The organism is Lysinibacillus sp. NPDC056185 (assembly GCF_047737915.1).
In the GTDB taxonomy this organism is placed as follows: domain Bacteria; phylum Bacillota; class Bacilli; order Bacillales_A; family Planococcaceae; genus Lysinibacillus.
Genome location: NZ_JBLLLQ010000037.1, coordinates 18,009 through 39,859, shown reverse-complemented (window position 1 = coordinate 39,859; position 21,851 = coordinate 18,009). Strand labels below are relative to the sequence as shown.

Sequence of the window (21,851 nt, the reverse complement as noted above, 5' to 3'; positions counted from 1 at the left end):
ATGTAAAGTACAGTAATATACTATTTTTGATGAGACAAAAAATAATGATCCCATTTTGTCGCTCTGTATGAGATAAGGTATGCTTCCGAGGTTTGCTCTATTCCTTCTTGTTCAATAAAATCCCACGTACAATCCCTATTATAAATGTAGTACACAGTACAAATAGAAATAAATAAGCATGCCACTGTTGTAAAATACGATTATGGCCTAAAGCCACTGTTAAGTCATTGAAAAGTGAATATGTAAAGTACAGTAATATACTATTTTTGATGAGACAAAAAATAATGATCCCATTTTGTCGCTCTGTATGAGATAAGGTATGCTTATTTTTACGTGGGATAGGATAAGCAGCTCTAATCTCTAAGTATTGTAAAAGTAAAAATAGCATGAAGGCAATAAAGGGTAAATAAAAAATAGCGATTTTCGGACCAAATTGCGCATGTTCACTTGTAAAGCTTTGTAAAACTGGTATAGAAGCGGGGAGCTTACTGTATTGGATAAGCGTTGCCGTAATGCCAGCTATAAAAATTGTTGCGACTATTAGCGTTAGTGGCTTACAAAAACGCGGTGTAGGTGTTTTTTGTTGTTCAAGCATTCGTTCACCTCATAGTTAATCTTAAAAATAGCAGTCTGTTATACTGTATCATATGAATACCATCATGTGTGTCAAAGAAAGAAGGATTAGATGGAATACTTGTTGTTTTTACTAATAGGCATCACTGGCAACGTCATTGGAACATTAGTTGGAGGTGGCGGGTTAATTACATTACCGACCATGATGCTAGTGGGGATACCGGTCCATTCAGCGATCGGTGCGAATAAGGTTTCAAATATGGTCAGTGCTTTTTCAAGTTTCTACACGATTTATAAAAGAAAAGAATTGTCATGGTCAGAAATGCGTTCAGTACTACTTGTTTCTCTAGTAGGTGGTACCCTTGGAGGGCTATTTGCATCGTTTATGAGCAGTCAAACATTGACGTTCATCGCGATTATTTTATTAGGTTTTGCCCTTATTATGTCCTTTATAGGTGGGGCTGAATTTGGAGAAAAAGAAAGCTTTACAATGAATCGCAAAAACGGTCCAATTCTTCTTGGTGTTGGTTTTTATGATGGGATGTTCGGTCCTGGGAGCAGTACGCTGGCACTTTATACATATGCTCATGAGAAAATCTCTTATATAAAAGCTGTTGGCCTGTCACGTGTAGGTGTTTTTGCGATGTGTTCAGGAGCCGCAATTACGTATATTGCCACAGGTAAAATTGATTGGCCATTGACCATCGTTTTAATGGCTGGTTCTGTGATTGGTGCGCAAATAGGAATTATCCTTGCAAGAAAGGTTAAGGCAAATCAAGTAAAGTTATTGCTGCGTATTGTGACAATTGTGCTAATAGTGCAGCTCTTGTATGATTTTATCAAACAGTTAAAGGGAGGCGATATCCATGTTTGAAATCACACCTTATCCATCTTTTTCGTGGTCACTGTCACGTCATAAAACGTTAACAAGCTGTGCGCGAAAATATGGCTATGAATATTATTTTTCTCATAATGGCTGGCTAAGTTACAATGTGGAGCCGTATCATCAACATGTCTATCGCTTAAAAAAGCTGCAATCCATGCCGATTTTATTTGGGCAAATTGTCCATCATTTAATAGAGCAATCGATCAATGATTATTTGCAAACCGGCAAGGCGCCGACTGTTGCTGAGCTAGTAAATCGTGCACGTGGCCAGCTTAATGCCGCTTTTATTGATTCTACACGCCATGTAGATTTATGGAGACATAAGCCGAATAAATTTTATATGATGCAGGAAATTTATTACGAAGGGCAGTTAAATCCTGAACTTGTACAGGACTATAAGGAGCGAATGACCGCAGTCTTTGACAACTTTCTTAACAGCGAAACGTTTCAGCAAATTACTGCGCAAAAAGGATCCCTACGAATTGGTGAGCCTGAACAATTTCGTTCCATGAAAATTGAGGGGATACAAGTTTTCGTCGTAATGGATTTTCATTATTATGATGAGATGGCGGACAAATGGATTATTATCGACTGGAAAACAGGCGGAGAGTCCGATGATGATCGTCAGCAATTAGCGCTCTACGCATACTATATTCAGCAGAAATATTGTGTATCTCTTGACCAGATTGATGTCTATAATGAATATTTATTGACTGGCAAACGAAAAAAATATGCCTTTACAGCATTTGATATGGACAATATTTTACATACGTTTCAGCGAAGTGTACTAGAAATGAAAAAGTATCAGGCAGATATTTTCTCCAATGAACCCGTGGACTTTGAGGATTTTGAGCAAACCCTTGAAAAATGGCACTGTAAAGGGTGTAATTTTAAAGAGTTATGTGTGCAGAATTGAGTAGAAAAATGAAGTGAGTTACCAAAAAGTGACCAATTAAATTAAGTCATCAAAATAGTCACTAGCTTTATTTTTATCTCTTTACTAGTTATATGTCTTTAAATGTAAACCGTGATTTTTATATCAGAGTACCTAGAGATAAGAAATTATTTTAAGGAAAAACACTCTAGTTTTGTGATAATACTTCCATTATCACGTTTTTATTGGTAGTATATTGGATTGTTAGTATATTATACTAAGAAATTGTGTTTTCTGCAATAAAGCTGAGAAGGAGGAGAATAATGAAAAAATTATTTATTGTATTACTAGCAGCATTTGTATTTGCAGTAGTAAATCCAACAAAATCAGAAGCAAAAGTGATGTATGATGGAGCCGAAGTTGTAAAAGGCCAAACCGGAAAAATGACCTTTAAAAAAGACATCAAGGTATACAAGAAAAATCCAAATGGTACATTTGATTCGTTAGTGGTAAAGCGAAATAACTTCTTTAAAACGTATGATATTGAAAAATATGATGGCAAAACGTTCTACCAAATGGGGCAATATCGAGTACAAGCAACAGATTTGGTAGTTTTCAAAGAAGTGCCAATAAAAATTCGTTCATCTTTCTATAACAATCCAACTTATATTTATATTAATCGTGATGGTATTACTAATAGTTACGGAAGTTACTTCAGAGAACAAGAAGGCTACTCGTATATTTCTTTCTCGGATACAAATAATGGACAAAAACTTAATTTTTGCTCTGGCGATAGTGATGGTTCTTACGATCCGTGTCTTTATTATCTCGGTACAGATCTTAAGATCGCTGAGACAAAATCGAGAGATAGCAATGTACGTTATGAGTTAACAAAAGATGCAGGTGGGAAAAGCACGCCATTAAACGAAGCTAAAACTGAAACAATGTATGCAAAGGGAACCACTTTTTCATCGTATGGTACTGAAGTTAATGGTTATCTAGAAGTATCGGACTCAAAAGGTTACACTTGGCTTCCGGTAGATTTATTAAAGCCAGTTGGAGATAAGTGATAGATTAGGAATTATATAAAGCCCTCTTATTAATATTTGTTAAGGGGGTTTTTTTATATGGTAGGTTGACTTGCGGATAATTGTACACAATTTATAAGTAGTACACCAAATATAGAAAATTGGTGGAATGGTAGAAGGGTAAAATTATGTTGAGGTAAAACACAACACATTGTTTTTGTTAAATTTATCCTTCGTTATAATGTTTTTAGTAAAATATTGGAATGTTAATGTGTAATACTAAGAAATTATATGTTTTCTAAACTTAATTAAGTAGGAGGAGAATAATGAAAAAATTTTTTATGGTGCTACTAGCAGCATTTGTATTAGCTGTAGTAAATCCAACAAAATCAGAAGCAAAAGTGATGTATGATGGAGCAGAAGTTGTAAAAGGCCAAACAGGAAAAATGACCTTTAAAAAAGATATCAAGGTGTACAAGAAAAATCCAAATGGTACGTTTGATTCGTTAGTGGTAAAGCGAAATAACTTCTTTAAAACGTATGATATTGAAAAATATGATGGCAAAACATTTTACCAGATGGGGCAATATCGGGTACAAGCAACAGATTTGGTAGTTTTCAAAGAAGTACCAATAAAAATTCGTTCATCTTTCTATAACAATCCAACTTATATTTATATTAATCGTGATGGTATTGCTAGTAGTTACGGAAGTGACTTCAGAAAAGAAGAATTATGGGGTATTTCTTTCAAGGATACAAATAATGGACAACTACTGAAGTATTGCGACAGTGGTGATGGTACTTACGAATTTTGTTATGAATATCCTGGTATAGACCTTAAAATCGCTGAGACAATATCGAGAGATAGAGGTGTACGTTATGAACTAACAGGTGATGCAGAAGGGAAAGGCGTTCCATTAAAAGAATCAAAAACTGAAAGATTTATGAAAAAGGGAAGTATTGTTTATTCATGGTATAATGAAATTAATGGCTATATATATGTAGTCGATAAGTTAGAAGGAAGACACGATAGTGCTGTTTGGTTGCCGATGAATTTATTAAAGCCAGTTGGAGATAAGTAATAGATTAGGAATTATATAAAGCTCTCTCAATAAGTATTTGTTAAGAGGGCTATTTTTTATGGTTGGTTGATATGCGAACAGGATGTTTGATGATGTCTTGGACTTAACTGGAACTTTGAGGATTTTGAGCAATGTATGTAGAATGAGCAGAAAATGAAGAAGAATGAATGTCATACCTAACTAGGTGTGGCTTTTTATTATGTTTCATAATTTTTGTACTTACAACCCATTATATAAGTAGATGGGAGGTGTTGATTTATGGAGTATGAATATAAAGTGAAGTTTTACTTTGACGAAGGCCGTGAAGAAGAATATAAAATCAAGAATAATATTGAACAAGAAACTTTTACAGAAGAACTTTCAAATGGGCTCAATGAGAAGTCTTGGTATTCATTTACTGAAACAGAACATTATAAAACGATTTTAATCAGTACTAAAGAGGTTTATCAAGTAGTAGTAGAAAAAAATATTTTAGAATTTGATTAATCAAATGTATGAAGTCACATCTAACTTGGTGTGGCTTTTTGGCTTTAATAAGGCTGTTTTCTAAAAGTATGTAGCTGTTAAAAAATAAAGACAGGATAAATCTACAAATTGATGTAGAATCAATTCTGTCTTTTTTTGATTTTTCATAAATTGAAGCACACGGCTCATTGAAATATTAAACTTTTGCTATCAAAATTTACGTACAAATGTTTGATACATTATAGCAGTTAGAGATGCGATTTCATCATTGATTGCTTCAATGTGGATACGATTCGTTAAATTTGTATTTGTATTATCTAAATTTTTAATTACAGCAATCTTTTCACCATTTAACGTTAAAGTTCCTGAATTAGTGTAATCTTTCTCAAATTGGTACACGTCCCCGTTGATCAGAAAAGTTTGCACCTTTTCAATTAATTGCACACGCTTTTGTGTAATTGAAACCTTATCCATTGCATTGCGGCTATATAGTGTATAACGAATACCTGTAAATATGCAATCGATTTTGTATATTGAATTATTCTCAATTGAAATAGCATTATAGCAATATGGCATTCCGTATCGGAGAAGCGTATGAAACAGTTGTGTTAGGATACGGTGGCGATTTTTTTTGAGGATACTTATCACTTTGTTGTCCTTGTTATAAATGGGAATGCTTGTGTGATATAAATCTAATTCTGGGATGCTATATGAATAAATCTGCAATGATGTCTCTCCTCAATTATCTCTTAAATAATTCAATCAATATCAATTTTAATATAAAATTGATATCTTTGTCCAAATGAATTGTACCGTTAGCGAATAACAACATTTTTTTAGAAAACTGCCTTTTTTATGAACTCTACAACGTCATGGTTTTTCAATAGCCGATGCAGAAAATGTAATTCATCTTGGGTCAACAATTAACAGAAGTCTCTTCAAATGTTGTGTATAAATGGAAATATTTATGCGGATACATCTGATTTGAGGTATTATTAAATGAAAGATGTCATTATTATCTAGGAACAAAATGCTGGAATAGGAGAGGTTTTATTGAATGATAAAAAATGGGGGATAGTGTTCTCGTTTATTTTCGGTGGTTTAGCTATTTTCCTTATATTGATTCTGTTGACTGTTTCGTTTTTTGGTCAAGAAATAATAGAATACCTTAGAGATGGGTTTTCAGAGAAATACTAGATATATTTCATTTTGACGTTGAAGAAATGGAGGGAGGGGATTACATGACTAAAAAACAACATCATATTCCATTTTTGAAAAGACCTTGGGTATCTTCTATTGGTGTATTCGTATTGTCACAAATCATCTTTATTACATTTGAAGTAACAGGGTGGATACCTAATTATCGAGATTTTGGTGGAACGTTATTTGGAAGAATTACTGAAGCCTCAATTTTCAGAGAGTGGTTTACTTTTTATGAAACACAACATTTTAATTTACTTACTATCTTTTTTGGTGTCGTATTTCTCGTGCCTGGAATAATAGGTGCGATAAAAAACGTTTTTTCACTAAGATCTACATAAGTAAAGTCTAGTGACAATATAAATAGAGCATTCACCCATTAAAGGGGCTGTCGGTAGACAGCCCCTTCTATAAACTATGTTGAAAGCCTCCAATTCTCAGCAGCTTGTCGAATATTAATAAAATGACGATACACACCTTCTTCTTTAATAAGTGAATGATGCGTCCCTTTTTGGATAACTTTACCGTCTTCAATGACAATAATTTGATTTGCATTTTGTATCGTGGATAGACGGTGAGCGATGATGATTGTTGTTTTTCCTTGAATTAATTCATCTAGTGCAGCTTGAAGGAGCGTTTCGTTTTCAGGATCAAGACTTGCAGTCGCTTCATCTAATATAATAATAGGTGCATTTTTCAAAATAGCACGTGCAATTGAGATTCGTTGTTTCTCACCCCCTGATAGAGAAGAGCCACCGTCAGTGAGAACTGTATCATAACCGTTTTCAAGTGACATAATAAAGTCGTGGCATTGTGCTTTTGTCGCTGCATCAATGATTTCGTCTTTCGAAGCATTCGGATTTCCGAAAAGAATATTATTATAAATGGTATCGTTGAACAAATATACCTTTTGGAATACCATGCTGATGGATGATAATAGGTTATTTAGCTTTATCGTTTGAATGTTGATACCATCAATAGATATAGAACCTTTATTCACATCATAAAAACGAGCAATCAAATTGCACAAAGTCGTTTTACCTGAGCCTGATGGGCCGACAATCGCAGTGGTTGTCCCTTCTTTAATAGTAAAAGTTACATCTTGAATGATGGGTCTTTCATCGTATGCGAAGGAAACTTTATCAAACTGAATATTATAGTGTTTAAGATTGATATTTTCTCCTTTCTCGTCAATGGATGTCGTGTTTTCAATTGTTTCAAGTTTATCAAGTGTATTGTCTATTGTTTCTAGAACATGTATAGCATCGCTTATTGGTTCAATGCTATCAAACATCACAAATGAAAACAGTGTAATTAAAAACATATCAGCTAGCACCATTTCCCCATTTGTAACCAAGTAGGCTCCAACAAATACGAGAAGTACGGAAGAAAACTTCAGAGCCATTCGATGTCCAACGTTGAAAGTGCCAAAGCCTTTCTGAATCGTCAAATTGATTTGTTTGCTATTGCGAAAGGCTTCCTGTACATTACGAGATGCAATTCCTTCTTGATTAAAGTTTTTAATGACTGCCATCCCACGTAAATATTCTAATGTAGCGCTCACAAGTTGATGTTGACTTTTTTGATGATAAACAGCATTTTTTCTACTATGATTTTGAATTAGTCTTAAGAAGAGAGAAGAGACGGCAACACCGCTAATAGCAACTAAAGCCATAATTGGTTGATATAGTAGTAAGAAAAGAATCATCGTGAATGTCATAATATATCCATTCACTACAACATCGATCATTTTGATGCCCATCATTTCAAAAAATGATAGGTCCGTTGTAACCGCACTATTAATGTCACCTGTCCGATGTTTATGAAAAAATCCTAGAGAAACTCTCTTCAATGTATTTCCCATTTTAATACGATGGTCGGCTGTTATCTCATATCCGATACTTTCCTGGTAAATAGCTTTTATATAGGCGAAGATAAATCGACCTATAATTGCTAAAATTAAAAAAGATAAAAGAAACCAAATAGTGTTTATTTCTAACGGCTTTATTCCGTAATAATCATTAAGCATAAATTGCAAACCAGTAGCGGTGATGACGATAGGAAGGGCAATACAAATAGAATGGAAAAATGAGAAAACAAAACCTAAATATAAACGTTTTTTATATGGACCAACCCAATGAATGATTCGCTTTATAATTTTAATCATTTGGTGATACCTCCTGCGAGTGAACCGATTCAGATAGGAGCCCGTTCTCCTTAGAACCGATATGTGCCTTCCATAATTTTTGATAAAGTTCATTATTTGAGAGCAGTTCCTCATGAGTACCAATACTTTGGATACTACCATCTTGTAAGACAACAATTTGATCAGCATGCTTAATAGTTGATAATCTGTGAGCAATAACGATAAGTGTTTTATCTTTCGCAAGCTCATTAAAAGCTTTTTGAATTTCTGATTCGTTTTCAGGATCTGTAAAAGCTGTTGCTTCATCAAGTATAATAATAGGTGCGTCTTTTAAGATAGCTCGGGCAATAGCAATACGCTGTTTTTCACCGCCAGACAGTTTATTGCCAGCTTCACCGGAATCAGTATCATAGCCATTTTCTAAACGAGAAATAAATGTATCACATTTTGCTAGGCGTGCTGCTCTGTAAACTTTTTCATCACTAGCATGCGGATTGCCCATTCGAATATTCTCTAAAAGGCTTGTTTTAAATAAAAAATTATCCTGAGCAACATAGCTAATCAGTGTTGAAAGGTTATTTGGATGAATATCTTTAATGTTTTTATTTCCAATGGTAATACCGCCATCTGTCACATCCCAGAAGCGTGTAAGCAGTTTGGCGATGGTTGATTTACCACTTCCTGACGGGCCGACAAGTGCGGTGTAACTTCTTTCAGGTATAGTTAATGACAGGTTTTCAATCACTTTCCGCTTATCATCGTACGCAAATGATACATGGTTAATCGCAATATCATAATTTGTTGGAGTTGCAGCAAGTTCCTTATCAACAATAGGAAGCGATTCTAGATTTAAATATGCTTTTGTGTCATCGATCGCATATTCAATTGCTTTGAAATCATTGACGAAAACGGTAAACTTCATAAGCGGGTAAATAAGTCCCATTGATAAAATAAGACAAATAATTAACTGTGCTGGGTCAATGGCATTGCTATGATAAAGCCATAAACCGATTGGTAGAGTTCCGACAAGGGTAGAAGGTAAAATAGCATTACCTAATGTCATCCATGGCCATGTACTGTGGAACCATTTCATCGTATAATTTTTAAAGTCTATAATAGTATTGGAAAACTTTTCATAAGAAGCATTTGTCTGATTAAATGTTTTGATAACCTCGATTCCTTCGACGTATTCTACAATGATACTATTCATATGATTGCTAGCATCCATATAATGTTGATATTGCGTGTTGAAGTTCCTCATCATGAAGGCGTAAACGATAAAAGCAATTGGAACTGTTACTAGTGACGCTAGTGCTAGCCGATAATCGATTGTTAGCATATAGATGAAGACACCAATTGGCAATAATAAGTTTGAGATGCCTTCTGGAATAATATGAGCAAGTGGCAATTCCAGTGTTTCAACCCGGTCGATGATGACATTTTTGGTCTTTCCAACGGATTGGTTAAGGATATCGCCAAGGGGTGCTCGTAATAATTTTTCAGCAAGCTGTAGACGTATTTCTTCAAGGATATTATAAGCGGCTCGATGTGAGAAATAACTTGATATTGCATGAAATAATGTTTGAGCAAAGTAACCTATTGTTGCAATCGCAATCCAGAAGAAAATGACTTGCATCGTTTGTGTCCCATCAATTAAATGTGTGAGTATTTGATAAACAGCTACATATGGAACAAGCCCGCCAATTACACTAATAATAGCTAATATCACAGATTGGGTCAGGGGCGTTTTGGAACTACCTGCAAATTGAATGATTGACTTTATCCAATGTTCTTTTTTTTCATTATGTTCCAAGGTTTCACATCCTTTGTTCGTTGAATATTGTTATTTTCTTGATAGTGCCATGAGCCAATTCAATTGTTCCATCACAACAGAGCGAAATCATCTCAGGGTCATGGGTTATAAGGAATACTTGCTTGTTTTGATTTCGTAAAACATTCATGCAATCAGCAAATTGTTTCATATGATGATAATCGAGTCCACTTGTCGGTTCATCCATAATAATCAGTTGTTTATCTGCTGCAATTGCTGAAAGTATGGCTACACGCTGTTTTTCACCACCGGATAGCGACATAGGATGAGCATCTTTAAATTGAATGACATCCAGTAGAGACAATAGCTCAAGCGCCTGACTTTCATTAGGTTCAGGCATGGAAAGAAGGATTTCTGATAAAACACTTTCTGTAAATAATTGATGATGTACATCCTGCATCACAATACTACTTGCTTTAAGGCACTGTTTTTTCTTATATGTCATTTTGTTTATTTGAAATCTAGGAGAGGATTTCTTGTAGAGGCCTGTTAAAGATTTAGCAAACGTTGATTTACCTGCTCCATTGTGACCAGTAATAGCAAATATTGTTGGAAACGGAAGATCGAACTCTTTTATATTAAGTTGAAAATCATGATTGAAGTGAGTGAGTGCATCAGCTTTAAAATGTGAGCTCTGATTGAAAGGGGAAGTCTGTTGAGATACCAATTCTTCTAGATGAATAGCTCGAAGACCAAGCTGATAAAGCACCTCATTAGACATATTGAGCAACTCGTTTTGTAGAAAGATATGTTTAATTTTACCTTCTTCCATTAGAACAAAACGGTCAGCGAGTGTCTTTAAGTAATGAAGTCGATGTTCAGATATAATAATGGTTTTACCTTGACGTTTCCAAAGACCAATCATTTCTCTTAGTTTTGTTGTTGTTTCGTCATCTAAATTCGCTGAGGGTTCATCAAGGATGATAACTGGGGGATCATGAATAGCAACAGATGCACATGCTATAAGCTGTTTTTCACCACCGGATAGATGAAACAAATTCCGTTTTAAAAGAGGATGTAGGCCAAGCTGTTCAACGATTGCAGCTTTTCTATCGAGTATTTTCTCTGACGGCAATCCAAAGTTTTCTACCGTAAAGACAAGCTCACTATCGGTATCAATGTTATAAAATTGTGTTTTAGGATTTTGAAAGACTGAACCGGTGCGTTTAGCAATTTCATGAATCTCCAAATCTTGAATGATTTCATTATCCAAAAGTATTGAACCTTCCAAATGTCCACCAATGTAATGGGGGATAAGACCGTTCAATAATCTTGTAATTGTTGTTTTTCCGCAACCGGATTTACCACATAGTACAATTACTTCGCCTTGTGAGATATTTAAATTAATATCCCGTAATGCCATTTTTGTTTGATTGCTATATTGAAATGAAACATTCTTGAGTCGAATCATAAAAGGACCTCCCAAAAGAATACTAACCATATTAAAATACTTATGAAGATCAACAAAAAATCTTGCGCGTAAAAATGAAGCTGGCATACATTTGTTCTCATTACTGGCGCGGATAATCCACGTGTTAATGATGTCATCGTTAATTCATCCCCAATCTTTGAGGCGGACACCATGAGCGGAATTAGACGATATTCCATTGCTTTTATGGGACGAAATAACACGGAGGGTCCTGTCAGCCCACGGAATGCCATTGCCTGCTGAATATAAAGATACTCATAACTGAGCGTAGGGAAAAAGCGAAACATTACAGATAGTGCAATAATTAAACCTTTAGGGAAATGTAATGTCTCCATCGCTGCAATAAGCTCACTTATAGACGTAGTAGACAATAAAAAATAGCCCATCATGATACCGGGAAGTAATCGTAAGGAAATGGAGATTATCCCTAGTGACAGATAAAAAATAAAACCATGTAAATAAGGAGCTAGAGTAAACTGAAAGATTGATACAGACAACAGTAAAATCAGATAATAAGATGCTGCCTTATATTTTTGATAAATGAACAATAAAATAACTGGAATAAACCATAAGATTGGGAGTATGTATTGGAACCAACCGCTTTGGGGAGCACTCACTGTGACAATGTTGATAGTAAGTGTCAACAATAATTTGGTCCTTGGATCTATCTGAAAGTTGCTTCGTTCCATTTATACAATCCCCGATTTCATAAAATGCTTTGATAAAAGTCTCGTACCAATTGTGCCTCCTATAAGACTTGCAATAAATGTCACAAAAATGAAAAGAAATAATGTCCAATCGGGAATGTAACTGTTTAATGTATTTGCATACTCAACACCATATTGAGCGGTAATATTAGAAAAATAAGTTGTTCTATGAATGTAAATAGGAAGGTACATGCCAATTGTCCATAAACTAAACACAGCATATGAGAGAGACATAGTGAAAGAATTTGATCTAAGCTTTATAAAAAGCACGTCAGCAATAAGGCCACAGATCAGCCCAGCTAGAAGAGGATAGAAACCATTTCCACCCATCAACATCATAATTAATCCACATATAACCCCACTTAAGGTAATCATGCCGAACTTTTCAGATTTTGCTAAAAACAAAATAAATGGAACTCCACCAAAAATACCAATTAGAACAGGTAAGATAGCATTAAAAATGGGCATGTAACCTAGTAACGAGATTGCAAATAGAATAACGAAATAAATACTCGTATAAATTCCAACTGTCATAAAGTCTTCTGTCCGTAATGCAATTTTTTTTTGCATAGTAATTACTCCTTTCAAAATAAGAAATAAAAATTGATTTGTTATTTGGAATATTTAGGGTATATCCAAATCGAGTATATTTGATAATGATTATCAATGTCAACTAATAATAAAAAATGGAAAATAGTTAACAAAAATAACGAATATATACTATTGTAATTATTTTTAGAATATTTTAGTATTTAATACAAACGAGTGAAAATGATATTCATTATCAATTAGTTCGTTAAGTTTACCATATTCTAAAATATATTAGAAAGTGTGGAATTTATTTGTTGAAAATCAGTCATATCCAATGCAGAGTGAACAATATTAAAAAGGCTGTTAGTAATTTCGAAAAGGCTGGATTTCAAGTTGAGTGGGGGAGGAACCCCAAAAATTCACTTAATGCTTTTATATGGTTTGAACAAGGTCCTTTTATTGAATTGTTTGAAATGAAATGGTTTATGTCACCTATTAGTGTTCCTCTAGGGATCATTTATGGAAATTCGATGCACGAGCGTTGGATGAAATGGATGGATCAACGGGAAGGCTTCATAGATTTTGCTTTAGAAGGATATAAAGAAGATATAGCTAAGCAAGATAATTTACAGGTAGTTAGGAAAGAAATAAATAATTTAGGAATTAGAACTTCTAAAGTGCTGAACGGTAGGAGGAAGAAGCCGACAGGAGAAATTGTAACTTACGGATTTTTCTCAATGTCTCCTAGGGAATTACCTTTTGTTGTTTCAGCGTATAGTACACCTCAAAGGCCTAAACATATCCATCATTCAAATGGGTCTAAATATATCCACTCGATGTCGATTAGTTGCACAAAAGATTCATCGGAAGTGTTAAATGCAATTTTGAAAGACAATGTAAAGTTGAATGTCAATGTGGATACTGTATTCAAAATAGACAGCATTACAATCGAAGGATTATTAGAAAAGATTGACCCCCAGTTACTACATGGGGCAAATTTGATGAACAAAGAATACATATTACTTGAGAAAAAAGGTGAGGTTTTAAGTGAGCAAAACGTTGAAGAACTTAAAAAATGAAATATACAAATTAAACGCACAAGGGATAGAACTATGGACTAGCGATGGTAAGTTAAATTTCAAGGCAGGAAAAGATCAATTAACAGAAGAAATCATGACGTTTCTTAAAACTTATAAAGAAGAGTTAATCGATGTGTTAGAACACGAGGGAAAAGACAATACGTTTCCATTAACGCCTATTCAATCAGCTTATTTAGTAGGGAGTATGGATAGTTTCGAATACGGAGGAGTATCTAGTCATATTTATATGGAGCTCGATTATCCACATCTAGATAAGGAAAAAGTCGAGCATGTGTGGATGTCATTGATAAGTCGTCATGAGATGTTAAGAACTACAATGAATCAAAGCGGATACCAAAGTGTATTGGAAGAAATACCGAGATTAGAAATATATCATGAAGACTTGACTACTAATGGTGTAGATGACTGTAATCGTCTAAATACAATCAGACAAGAGTTGGGCAATAAAAGATATTCTCCAGATTGTTGGCCGCTATTTGATATTGCATTGAGTAAAAGATTGCAGGGGACAACTATGCATGTGTCTTTTGATTTTTTAATTGTTGATTGGGCAAGTATTTGGATACTGATTCAAGAGTTTGAAGTACTTTATTTTAATGAAAACGTAACATTACCTGATAATGATTTTACTTTTAAAGAGTATGTGAAGTTAGAAGAAGCTAGGAGATATCAAAATAAATATAAAGAAGATAGTGATTATTGGCTTAACAGAGTAATGGATTTCCCGACTTCACCAACATTACCTAAATTACCATTAGTACAAGACGAAAAATCCTTTGAACGTTATTTTATCCAATTAAAAAAAGACGATTGGGATAAATTAAAAGTCTCTATTTCTAATAAGGGTAAAACGGCTACGAGTGTGTTGTTCACCGTATATAGTCAATGTTTAGCTAAATGGAGTGTAAACAAGCATTTTATCATCAATCTTATTCTTTTAAATAGATTACCTGTCCATCCAGATGTTAACCGTATTGTTGGTGATTTTACATCCATTAATTTAACAGAGGTTGACTTTAGCAATACACGCACGTCGTTTATGAGTGATGTGAATGACGTACAACAACAAATGTTTCGTGATTTAGATCATAGTAGCTTTTCGGGAGTAGAGGTGTTGAGGGAACTTACAAGAAAGAAAGGTCAAGCTCACGCTTTTATGCCATTTGTTTTTACGAGTGCCATTAACCTAGTTGATTCACAAGGTCAAATAGGGAAAATGAATGAATACGGTATTAGTCAAACACCACAAGTATTTATTGATTGCCAAGTTATGAATGATGACAATGGCTTACGGGTGAACTGGGATGTGAGAAAAGGCGTTTTTCCTCCTAATTTAATTCATGATATGTTTTCATCATTTGAAACAGCCTTATTAAGATTAGTGCATGATGATAAAGCGTGGGAATCGACGTCATTAATTACATTGCCAAATGAACAAATTAAAGTCAGGGAAAGAGTAAATAATACTACAAATAGTAACGTACCAAAGCGGCTGTTACACCAAGGATTTTTTGAACAAACATCGCTACAGCCAAATAAAATAGCGATTATCGATGGTGATCATCATTATACATATCAAGAACTGCGCGACATGGTGTATAAATTAGGAACCTTACTTAAGCAGTATCAGGTGAAAGAAGGCACTAAAGTAGCGATCATCTCCGATAAATCTGTATATCAAGTTACTAGTGTGTTAGCACTACTATCTTTAGGCGCAGTCTATGTTCCAATTGACAAGGCACAGCCGATTAGTCGAATAAAAAAAATAATCGATCAAAGTCAAGTATCGGCCATTTTAGTTGATGGACCGGATCCAATATATGACAGCTTAAAGGAACAACTAATACTCTACAATCAATTTGAAGAAGTTGAAACATCATTATATGACGTTTATGAAGGGGATTCCGACGCTCTCGCTTACATTATTTTCACTTCTGGTTCAACCGGAGAACCAAAAGGTGTAGCCATGTCCCATGCCTCAGCAATGAATACAATTGAAGATATTAATAGACGATTTTGTATTACGGGTAATGATAGTGTTCTGGCATTATCAAAACTCAATTTTGACCTCTCAGTCTATGACATTTTTGGTTTATTATCCGTTGGTGGTACGATTGTTTATCCTGAACAGGGACACCTATATGATGCTGATTACTGGCTAGAGTGTATCAAAACGAAGAAGATAACACTGTGGAATACAGTACCAGCACTTATGAAAATGCTTCTAAATGTTGATGAAATAGAGCAGATAAATATCAATACAATGAAAACTATTTTGTTATCTGGTGATTGGGTACCACCTAAAATGATTAAACAGTGTTCATCTGTTTTTCCGAAAAGTGGCATCATTGCCTTGGGCGGCGCAACAGAAGCGGGCATCTGGTCAAACTATCACGTATGTTGTGAAGAAGACTTTGATAATGAATCAATACCTTATGGATACCCATTAGCTAATCAACGGTTTTATATTTTGGATGAAAATAATGATGATTGTCCGAATTGGGTTCGTGGAGAATTATATATTGGCGGCGAAAGCCTTGCACAAGGATACTACAATAATCCTGAAATAACGAAGGAGCGTTTTATTACAAATGTTAAACAAGAAAGATTATATAAAACAGGTGACTTTGGAAGATATATTGATAATGGGGAAATAGAATTTATAGGGCGTCTTGATAATCAAGTGAAGCTACGAGGAAATCTCGTTAATTTGGGAGAAATAGAATCATTATTAAATAAAAATGAGCTAATTGATACCTCATGTGTTGTCGTACTTGATGATAAACATCTTTATGCGGTTGTTAAATTGGATTCCGATAGCTATAAAAACGTTCATAGTAATGATTTAATAAACTATCTTGCAAATTTATTACCACAATATATGGTGCCAGTAAAAATATTTATTGTTTCCGATCTTCAATTAAATGCTAACGCTAAATTAGACCGCCAGTACATTAAAAATCAAGCACAACTACTAGTTGCGGAAAGTACAAAAGATGATGAAATAGAAGTTGAACAAACTGGAATGCGAAATCAATTCGAAGAAATACTCATTCATTTAGCAACTGAAGTGTTAGATGTAGATCACATTCAAGTAAGTAAAAATTTATACGATTATGGTGCAGATTCCTTAACATTATCTCAATTAGCAGGAAAAATAAAAAAAATCATTGAGAATGATAATCAATTTAGAGATGTAACATTTGATTTTATTCTCAGACAACTTCTAAATGAGCCGATAATGGAATCACTTGCTCATAAATTACTTCAATATTCAGTTAGAGAAACGGATGATTCAGACCTATTTGTAGAAATAAACAATTCTAAATCGATAGGCTTATTAAAAGAAGAATCGTCTTCGCATGGAGATCCTTTACGTATTGTCGTACATGCAGGGTTAGGGACGATGAATGCTTTCAAATATTTGAACAAACATTTAGCAAAACAAACTGTTGGTACAGTTGTAAGTATCTCCGTTCAAGACATAAATCAATATTTAGCTATTGATTCTTCAATACTAATTGAGAGTTTAGCAGACGATTATGTCTTACAAATAGTAAATAGAGAACCAAGTCAAGTTCAATTGATAGGCTATTGTATGGGTGGACTTATAGCACTTGAAATCGCAAGAAGATTAATGGAAAGAGGAATTGAAATTCTTGACTTTACATTAATTGATAGTGCTCCTGTTTTGTATGATATTGAAGATTCAATACCTTTAGAATTAATTTTTATTACAAACTTCTACATTACTGTTGAAGACGTATACGAAGGAGCAACAAATAAAGAATTAATGGATGCTATTATATATGTTTTTTATAAAAACAATGAAAGTCTAAGTGCATCAAGTCTTGAAGAGCTAAAAAATGATACAAAATATAAAACGGTCTACCAATTTATAAAGAAATTATCGCAATTAAGTAGAAAACAACGATTTAAAGATTATAGGGAAGCAATTGAACAGAGGACTGGTGAAATAGTTCCGGATGAAATGTTGGAAGGATACTACAACATTTATTTACAAAGTTTTAAAGGATCAAATGTACGACCAATGGCTTATTTTGGTGATATTCGTTATTTAGCTGCAAAAGAAGAAATGGACTTCATCTTCACGAATCAACAAGATACATTGAATTTTTGGAAAGAACTATGCATTGGGGAATTTGAAGAAATACCAATTGAAGGGAACCATATTACATGTATTGAAGAGGAAGATAATGCATGTAAAGTTGCTGAAAGACTACTAGATCCAATCAATAAACGAATAGGGAGTATAAATCATCATGAATAAAAAATCGATAGGAATTGTTGGTGCAACAGGTCAAGTAGGTGTAGGAGTTGTCGAAACGTTATTAAAAAACAGTCAATATCAATTATTACTTGGAAGTAGAAAGGTAGACAAGCTAATAGAGAAGTATGGTCAAGAGTCAGAAGCTATTGTATATAAAGTTGTCGATGTTTTTGATGAAGAAAATATAGTTTCATTTTGCAATCGCTGTGATTTAGTCATTAATGCAGTTGGACCTTCTTCCATTGTCCTTGATCGTGTAGCAAATGCTTGTATGCAAACGAACACGAACTATATCGATGTATCTGGGGATAAGACGATGAAAAAGGCGATAGAGGAAGCTTTTATTAAGCATGAAAGCGCCACAACACTTGCTCTTTCAGCTGGTGTGTATCCAGGTTTGACTGAAATGTTTGTAGCATTTTTGCTACAACAAAGCAAGGAAACCGTTGATCATATTAGTTGTTATTTTGCTGGTAAAGGTACCTTTTCTGAAACAGGGGCTTATGACATTGTATCAAGCCTAGAAAAAGATGAAGGCTATGGAATGTCCTATTACAGTAACGATGAAATAAAGAAATTAACTTCGGAGATAGGTAGCCAAAAACAATTACCAACACCGTTTAATCAAGTTTATACCTTACCGATTATGAGTGAAGAATTTATTGCCTGTTTAAAAGAGTACAAGATTGCCGATGCCTATTTTTATAATACCTTCCCAACAACGAAATTACTTAGTGATTTCATTATGATAAAGGCCATGCAGCAATTTAAGACCGAAGATGAAAAGCGAGCTTCTGCTAATCGATTGATTAATTCCTTCAATTTACAAGATGAAAATGAAGGATTCATTATTTATGTTGTATTGGAGGAAAAAGGGAAGAGGCTAACAACTTGGTTAATGAGTAATACCAATTGGAACTATTGCTCTGGTGTTGTGGCTGCTTGTGTAGCTATGCAAATGCTAGAAATATGCATAGCAAATAAAAAAGGGTGTCACTTCGCACAATCAATTGTAGATATTGAAGAGCTCTTTAATCAACTATTAAGAACGGAATATATCTCAATTACAAGGGAGAAATAATGTGGATGTAGAGGAAATGAAAATCATTAACATGATACAAGGCTATTCACAATCGTATGTCGTATACAGCGCGGTGGAATTAGGCATATTTAATGCATTGTATAAAAAAAGCATGACGAGTCATCAACTGGCTACAAAACTACAACTTTCTCATTCGTTATTAGAGCGATTTATGAAGGTACTTGTAGCAATGGAATTTGTTAAACAGGTGGATGCTCAATATTCTTCAACGTCTTTAGGGGATAAATTATCTCAAGATAGCGAAGAATCAATGGCAGCAATGATTCTATTTAATGGACGCATTTGTATGAAAGCATGGGGTTATTTTTATGATGCATTAAAAAGAAATAGCTCTCCTATTGAGCTCATGAAGGGAGAAGCATTTTTTGAGGTAAATGCGATGAGTCATGATCGATTAAGTACGTTTAATCAAATGATGCGTCAAGCAAGTATGCAGTTAAATTTAAATCTATTATGCGAAACAAGAAATATCGATGAAATTAAGAAAATTACTGATATAGGAGGTGGTGCTGGAGATGTAATGGTGCAACTTTTAGAGGGGTTTCCTTATGCTGAGGGCATCATTCTTGACAAGGACTATATAAGGGAAGAAGCCGAACAAACAATTCACACTCATCGTTTAAAAGAACGTTGTCGATTTGTTGAAGGAGACTTCTTTTTACCAATTGAACATCAATCGGATGTTTATGTATTATCTAGGATTCTACATGATTGGGATGATCATAAAGTAAGTTTAATACTACGAAATATTGCGGACGTTATGACAGATGAAAATGTCTTGTTTATTATAGAAAAATTACTTCCTGAAAAAGTGACTAAACAAACACTACCCGCATTTTTAGGTGATATGCATATTTGGGCATTATGTAATGGCAAGGAGAGAACTGAAAAAGAATATGAAGAACTACTCCATCAAGAACATTTATATATTGCCAAAAAGCATTTACTAAATTCAGATATTGTCGTACTGGAGGTTAAAAAAAATGTACAAAATACAAACAGAAGATATGATTACGAAGTTTGTGGAGCACTATGAAAATGCTGGCTACCTTGAACAATTATCTTTAGCAGATGCATTAAAAAATTGGGCTGATGAATACAATGGTAAAGTTGCTCTAGTAGACCAAACTGGATCTTTAACTTATGAGGAATTGTATCAATCAGCGAATTTACTAGGACAAGGGTTAATAGCTAAAGGCATTAAAAAAGGAGACAATGTACTCGTACAATTACCGAACAATATGTATTTTGTAAAGGTATGTTTTTCCTTATTTATTATGGGTGCAAGGCCAATCCTGTTATTGCCGACACATAGAGAAAAAGACATTACGAATATCTCTAAATTAACGGAACCAGTAGCGATGATTATTCCATCATCTTTTCTTGGTCATGATTATAAATCCATGGCTATGAAAGTAGCAAAAGAACAGTCGAGTATTTCCCTAATTATTACGGATGAATCTAATGAAACATTTATTTCTTTACAAGATATAGAGGCTGAGATGCGCGAACAAAATAATGATTTGATGGAACATCAATCCTCTTATAAAGAAATCGCTCTATTTTTACTTTCAGGTGGCACTACAGGTACACCAAAAGTCATCCCCAAATTGCATACTGCCTACTTATATAATGCTAAAGCTGCAGCAGACCATTGTCGTGTGACTCAAAAAAGTACTTATCTCGCCGTATTATCCATTGCACATGATTATCCTCTTTGTTCACCCGGAGTAATGGGGACTTTATGTAAAGGAGGTAAAGTTGTTCTAAGTTCAACGAGTACATTTGACGAAGTCCTTGACTGGATAGAAAAAGAGCGAGTCACTTTTACGTCAATCGTACCTGTCATTGCAAATTTATGGGTGGAATCTTTAGCTTTGGAAGAACATGCTGATGTATCGTCCATTGACTATATTTTATTAGGAGCGGCTAAGTTAGAAAAACAATTAGCACTACAATTGATTAAACAGTTTGAATGTAAGTTAATACAAGGTTATGGACTTGGTGAGGGAATTACCTGCTTTACTTCCCCAAATGATGATATTGAGACGATTATTTCATGTCAAGGGAGACCGATTTCTAAGGGAGATCAATTCAAAATAGTTGACGAGAATAATAATGAAGTTTCTCCAGGTGAACCAGGTGAACTTATTCAAAAAGGGCCGTATACATTCTTAGGCTATTTTAAATCTCCTGAAATTAATAGGATGAGCTTTACAGAAGATGGTTTTTTTAAAACAGGAGATAAGGCGCGCGTAACGAGTAAAGGAAATATTCAAATTCTTGGAAGGGTAAAGGAGCAGATTAATAGGGCTGGAGAAAACGTAATACCAAGTGAAGTGGAAAGCTATCTTCTAGAACATGATGAAATTATAGATGCTTCCGTAGTAGGTGTTGCCGATATGGAGTTAAGTGAACGAATATGTGCATTTGTTGTTAAAAAAGACAGGGAATTGTCCATGATTGAACTATGTAAATTTTTGATAGATATTGGTGTTGCACATTATAAACTCCCGGATCAATTAGTATATGTAGACGCTATACCCTATATAAATGTAGGAAAGTCTGACAAGAAAAAATTAGTCGCACAATATTTAGAGTAGGAG

Annotated in this window: 18 protein-coding genes; 11 read left to right on the top strand and 7 right to left on the bottom strand. The window is 34.3% G+C overall.

The window, feature by feature from the left end:
- Nucleotides 1–97: 97 nt before the first annotated feature.
- A complete protein-coding gene (locus ACMZ42_RS23555; protein ID WP_415732985.1) occupies nt 98–595 on the bottom strand; it encodes a DUF1648 domain-containing protein in 498 nt (165 codons plus the stop codon).
- Nucleotides 596–685: 90 nt separating this feature from the next.
- On the opposite strand from ACMZ42_RS23555, the gene ACMZ42_RS23550 reads away from it, so the two are divergent.
- The 5 genes from ACMZ42_RS23550 to ACMZ42_RS23530 all read left to right on the top strand — a co-directional run bounded on the left by ACMZ42_RS23550 (nt 686) and on the right by ACMZ42_RS23530 (nt 4,929).
- A complete protein-coding gene (locus ACMZ42_RS23550; protein ID WP_415732984.1) occupies nt 686–1,447 on the top strand; it encodes a sulfite exporter TauE/SafE family protein in 762 nt (253 codons plus the stop codon).
- Complete coding sequence (locus ACMZ42_RS23545) at nt 1,440–2,375, top strand: PD-(D/E)XK nuclease family protein (protein ID WP_415732983.1); 936 nt, start codon at nt 1,440–1,442, stop codon at nt 2,373–2,375. Before ACMZ42_RS23550 ends, ACMZ42_RS23545 begins: the two co-directional genes overlap by 8 nt.
- Nucleotides 2,376–2,656: 281 nt before the next feature.
- Entirely contained in the window at nt 2,657–3,403 is a 747-nt protein-coding gene (locus tag ACMZ42_RS23540) for a hypothetical protein (protein ID WP_415732982.1), read from the top strand.
- A 284-nt stretch (nt 3,404–3,687) separates the two neighbouring features.
- Complete coding sequence (locus ACMZ42_RS23535; protein WP_415732981.1) at nt 3,688–4,443, top strand: hypothetical protein; 756 nt, start codon at nt 3,688–3,690, stop codon at nt 4,441–4,443.
- Nucleotides 4,444–4,701: 258 nt separating this feature from the next.
- Nucleotides 4,702–4,929: a hypothetical protein gene (locus ACMZ42_RS23530; RefSeq protein ID WP_142507768.1), complete on the top strand. Its 228-nt coding sequence runs from the start codon at nt 4,702–4,704 to the stop codon at nt 4,927–4,929.
- A 189-nt stretch (nt 4,930–5,118) separates the two neighbouring features.
- Here the strand turns inward: ACMZ42_RS23530 and ACMZ42_RS23525 are convergent, their stop codons facing one another.
- The gene (locus tag ACMZ42_RS23525; protein ID WP_415732980.1) at nt 5,119–5,634 is read right to left on the bottom strand and encodes a hypothetical protein; all 516 of its coding nucleotides are present in this window, start codon (nt 5,632–5,634) and stop codon (nt 5,119–5,121) included.
- Nucleotides 5,635–6,149: 515 nt separating this feature from the next.
- Here ACMZ42_RS23525 and ACMZ42_RS23520 point away from each other — a divergent pair.
- Nucleotides 6,150–6,449: a YfzA family protein gene (locus ACMZ42_RS23520; protein ID WP_132358673.1), complete on the top strand. Its 300-nt coding sequence runs from the start codon at nt 6,150–6,152 to the stop codon at nt 6,447–6,449.
- A 74-nt stretch (nt 6,450–6,523) separates the two neighbouring features.
- Here the strand turns inward: ACMZ42_RS23520 and ACMZ42_RS23515 are convergent, their stop codons facing one another.
- Genes ACMZ42_RS23515 through ACMZ42_RS23495 form a run of 5 tightly spaced genes read right to left on the bottom strand, consistent with a single transcriptional unit; the run spans nt 6,524 to nt 12,791 of the window.
- Nucleotides 6,524–8,275 carry an ABC transporter ATP-binding protein gene (locus tag ACMZ42_RS23515; RefSeq protein WP_415732979.1) on the bottom strand — a complete coding sequence of 584 codons (1,752 nt, stop codon included), beginning with the start codon at nt 8,273–8,275 and terminating at the stop codon, nt 6,524–6,526.
- Nucleotides 8,268–10,067: an ABC transporter ATP-binding protein gene (locus tag ACMZ42_RS23510; protein WP_415732978.1), complete on the bottom strand. Its 1,800-nt coding sequence runs from the start codon at nt 10,065–10,067 to the stop codon at nt 8,268–8,270. The genes ACMZ42_RS23515 and ACMZ42_RS23510 overlap by 8 nt, the downstream gene beginning before the upstream one ends.
- A 4-nt stretch (nt 10,068–10,071) precedes the next feature.
- Complete coding sequence (locus ACMZ42_RS23505) at nt 10,072–11,496, bottom strand: ABC transporter ATP-binding protein (protein ID WP_415732977.1); 1,425 nt, start codon at nt 11,494–11,496, stop codon at nt 10,072–10,074.
- Complete coding sequence (locus tag ACMZ42_RS23500) at nt 11,493–12,203, bottom strand: energy-coupling factor transporter transmembrane component T (protein WP_415732976.1); 711 nt, start codon at nt 12,201–12,203, stop codon at nt 11,493–11,495. The genes ACMZ42_RS23505 and ACMZ42_RS23500 overlap by 4 nt, the downstream gene beginning before the upstream one ends.
- Nucleotides 12,204–12,791 carry an MptD family putative ECF transporter S component gene (locus tag ACMZ42_RS23495; RefSeq protein WP_415732975.1) on the bottom strand — a complete coding sequence of 196 codons (588 nt, stop codon included), beginning with the start codon at nt 12,789–12,791 and terminating at the stop codon, nt 12,204–12,206.
- A 275-nt stretch (nt 12,792–13,066) separates the two neighbouring features.
- Here ACMZ42_RS23495 and ACMZ42_RS23490 point away from each other — a divergent pair, with 275 nt between their 5' ends.
- The 5 genes from ACMZ42_RS23490 to ACMZ42_RS23470 are packed head-to-tail and all read left to right on the top strand — an operon-like array spanning nt 13,067 to nt 21,848.
- Nucleotides 13,067–13,831 (top strand): VOC family protein, encoded by a 765-nt coding sequence (locus ACMZ42_RS23490; RefSeq protein WP_415732974.1) that lies wholly within the window; start codon nt 13,067–13,069, stop codon nt 13,829–13,831.
- On the top strand, nt 13,800–18,143 hold the full coding sequence (locus ACMZ42_RS23485) for an amino acid adenylation domain-containing protein (RefSeq protein WP_415732973.1): 4,344 nt from the start codon (nt 13,800–13,802) through the stop codon (nt 18,141–18,143). The genes ACMZ42_RS23490 and ACMZ42_RS23485 overlap by 32 nt, the downstream gene beginning before the upstream one ends.
- Nucleotides 18,136–19,224, top strand: coding sequence for a saccharopine dehydrogenase NADP-binding domain-containing protein (locus ACMZ42_RS23480; RefSeq protein ID WP_415732972.1), 1,089 nt, complete (start codon nt 18,136–18,138; stop codon nt 19,222–19,224). The genes ACMZ42_RS23485 and ACMZ42_RS23480 overlap by 8 nt, the downstream gene beginning before the upstream one ends.
- A gap of 1 nt (nt 19,225) precedes the next feature.
- Nucleotides 19,226–20,281, top strand: coding sequence for a methyltransferase (locus tag ACMZ42_RS23475; protein WP_415732971.1), 1,056 nt, complete (start codon nt 19,226–19,228; stop codon nt 20,279–20,281).
- Entirely contained in the window at nt 20,229–21,848 is a 1,620-nt protein-coding gene (locus tag ACMZ42_RS23470) for a (2,3-dihydroxybenzoyl)adenylate synthase (RefSeq protein ID WP_415732970.1), read from the top strand. The genes ACMZ42_RS23475 and ACMZ42_RS23470 overlap by 53 nt, the downstream gene beginning before the upstream one ends.
- Nucleotides 21,849–21,851 lie beyond the last annotated feature (3 nt).

What these genes read in the sequence shown, in the direction of transcription:
- ACMZ42_RS23505 (WP_415732977.1), bottom strand. Translation starts at nt 11,496, where the DNA reads ATGATTCGACTCAAGAATGTTTCATTTCAATATAGCAATCAAACAAAA.
- ACMZ42_RS23495 (WP_415732975.1), bottom strand. Translation starts at nt 12,791, where the DNA reads ATGCAAAAAAAAATTGCATTACGGACAGAAGACTTTATGACAGTTGGA.
- ACMZ42_RS23515 (WP_415732979.1), bottom strand. Translation starts at nt 8,275, where the DNA reads ATGATTAAAATTATAAAGCGAATCATTCATTGGGTTGGTCCATATAAA.
- ACMZ42_RS23545 (WP_415732983.1), top strand. Translation starts at nt 1,440, where the DNA reads ATGTTTGAAATCACACCTTATCCATCTTTTTCGTGGTCACTGTCACGT.
- ACMZ42_RS23480 (WP_415732972.1), top strand. Translation starts at nt 18,136, where the DNA reads ATGAATAAAAAATCGATAGGAATTGTTGGTGCAACAGGTCAAGTAGGT.
- ACMZ42_RS23555 (WP_415732985.1), bottom strand. Translation starts at nt 595, where the DNA reads ATGCTTGAACAACAAAAAACACCTACACCGCGTTTTTGTAAGCCACTA.
- ACMZ42_RS23470 (WP_415732970.1), top strand. Translation starts at nt 20,229, where the DNA reads ATGTACAAAATACAAACAGAAGATATGATTACGAAGTTTGTGGAGCAC.
- ACMZ42_RS23530 (WP_142507768.1), top strand. Translation starts at nt 4,702, where the DNA reads ATGGAGTATGAATATAAAGTGAAGTTTTACTTTGACGAAGGCCGTGAA.
- ACMZ42_RS23535 (WP_415732981.1), top strand. Translation starts at nt 3,688, where the DNA reads ATGAAAAAATTTTTTATGGTGCTACTAGCAGCATTTGTATTAGCTGTA.
- ACMZ42_RS23520 (WP_132358673.1), top strand. Translation starts at nt 6,150, where the DNA reads ATGACTAAAAAACAACATCATATTCCATTTTTGAAAAGACCTTGGGTA.
- ACMZ42_RS23500 (WP_415732976.1), bottom strand. Translation starts at nt 12,203, where the DNA reads ATGGAACGAAGCAACTTTCAGATAGATCCAAGGACCAAATTATTGTTG.
- ACMZ42_RS23540 (WP_415732982.1), top strand. Translation starts at nt 2,657, where the DNA reads ATGAAAAAATTATTTATTGTATTACTAGCAGCATTTGTATTTGCAGTA.
- ACMZ42_RS23550 (WP_415732984.1), top strand. Translation starts at nt 686, where the DNA reads ATGGAATACTTGTTGTTTTTACTAATAGGCATCACTGGCAACGTCATT.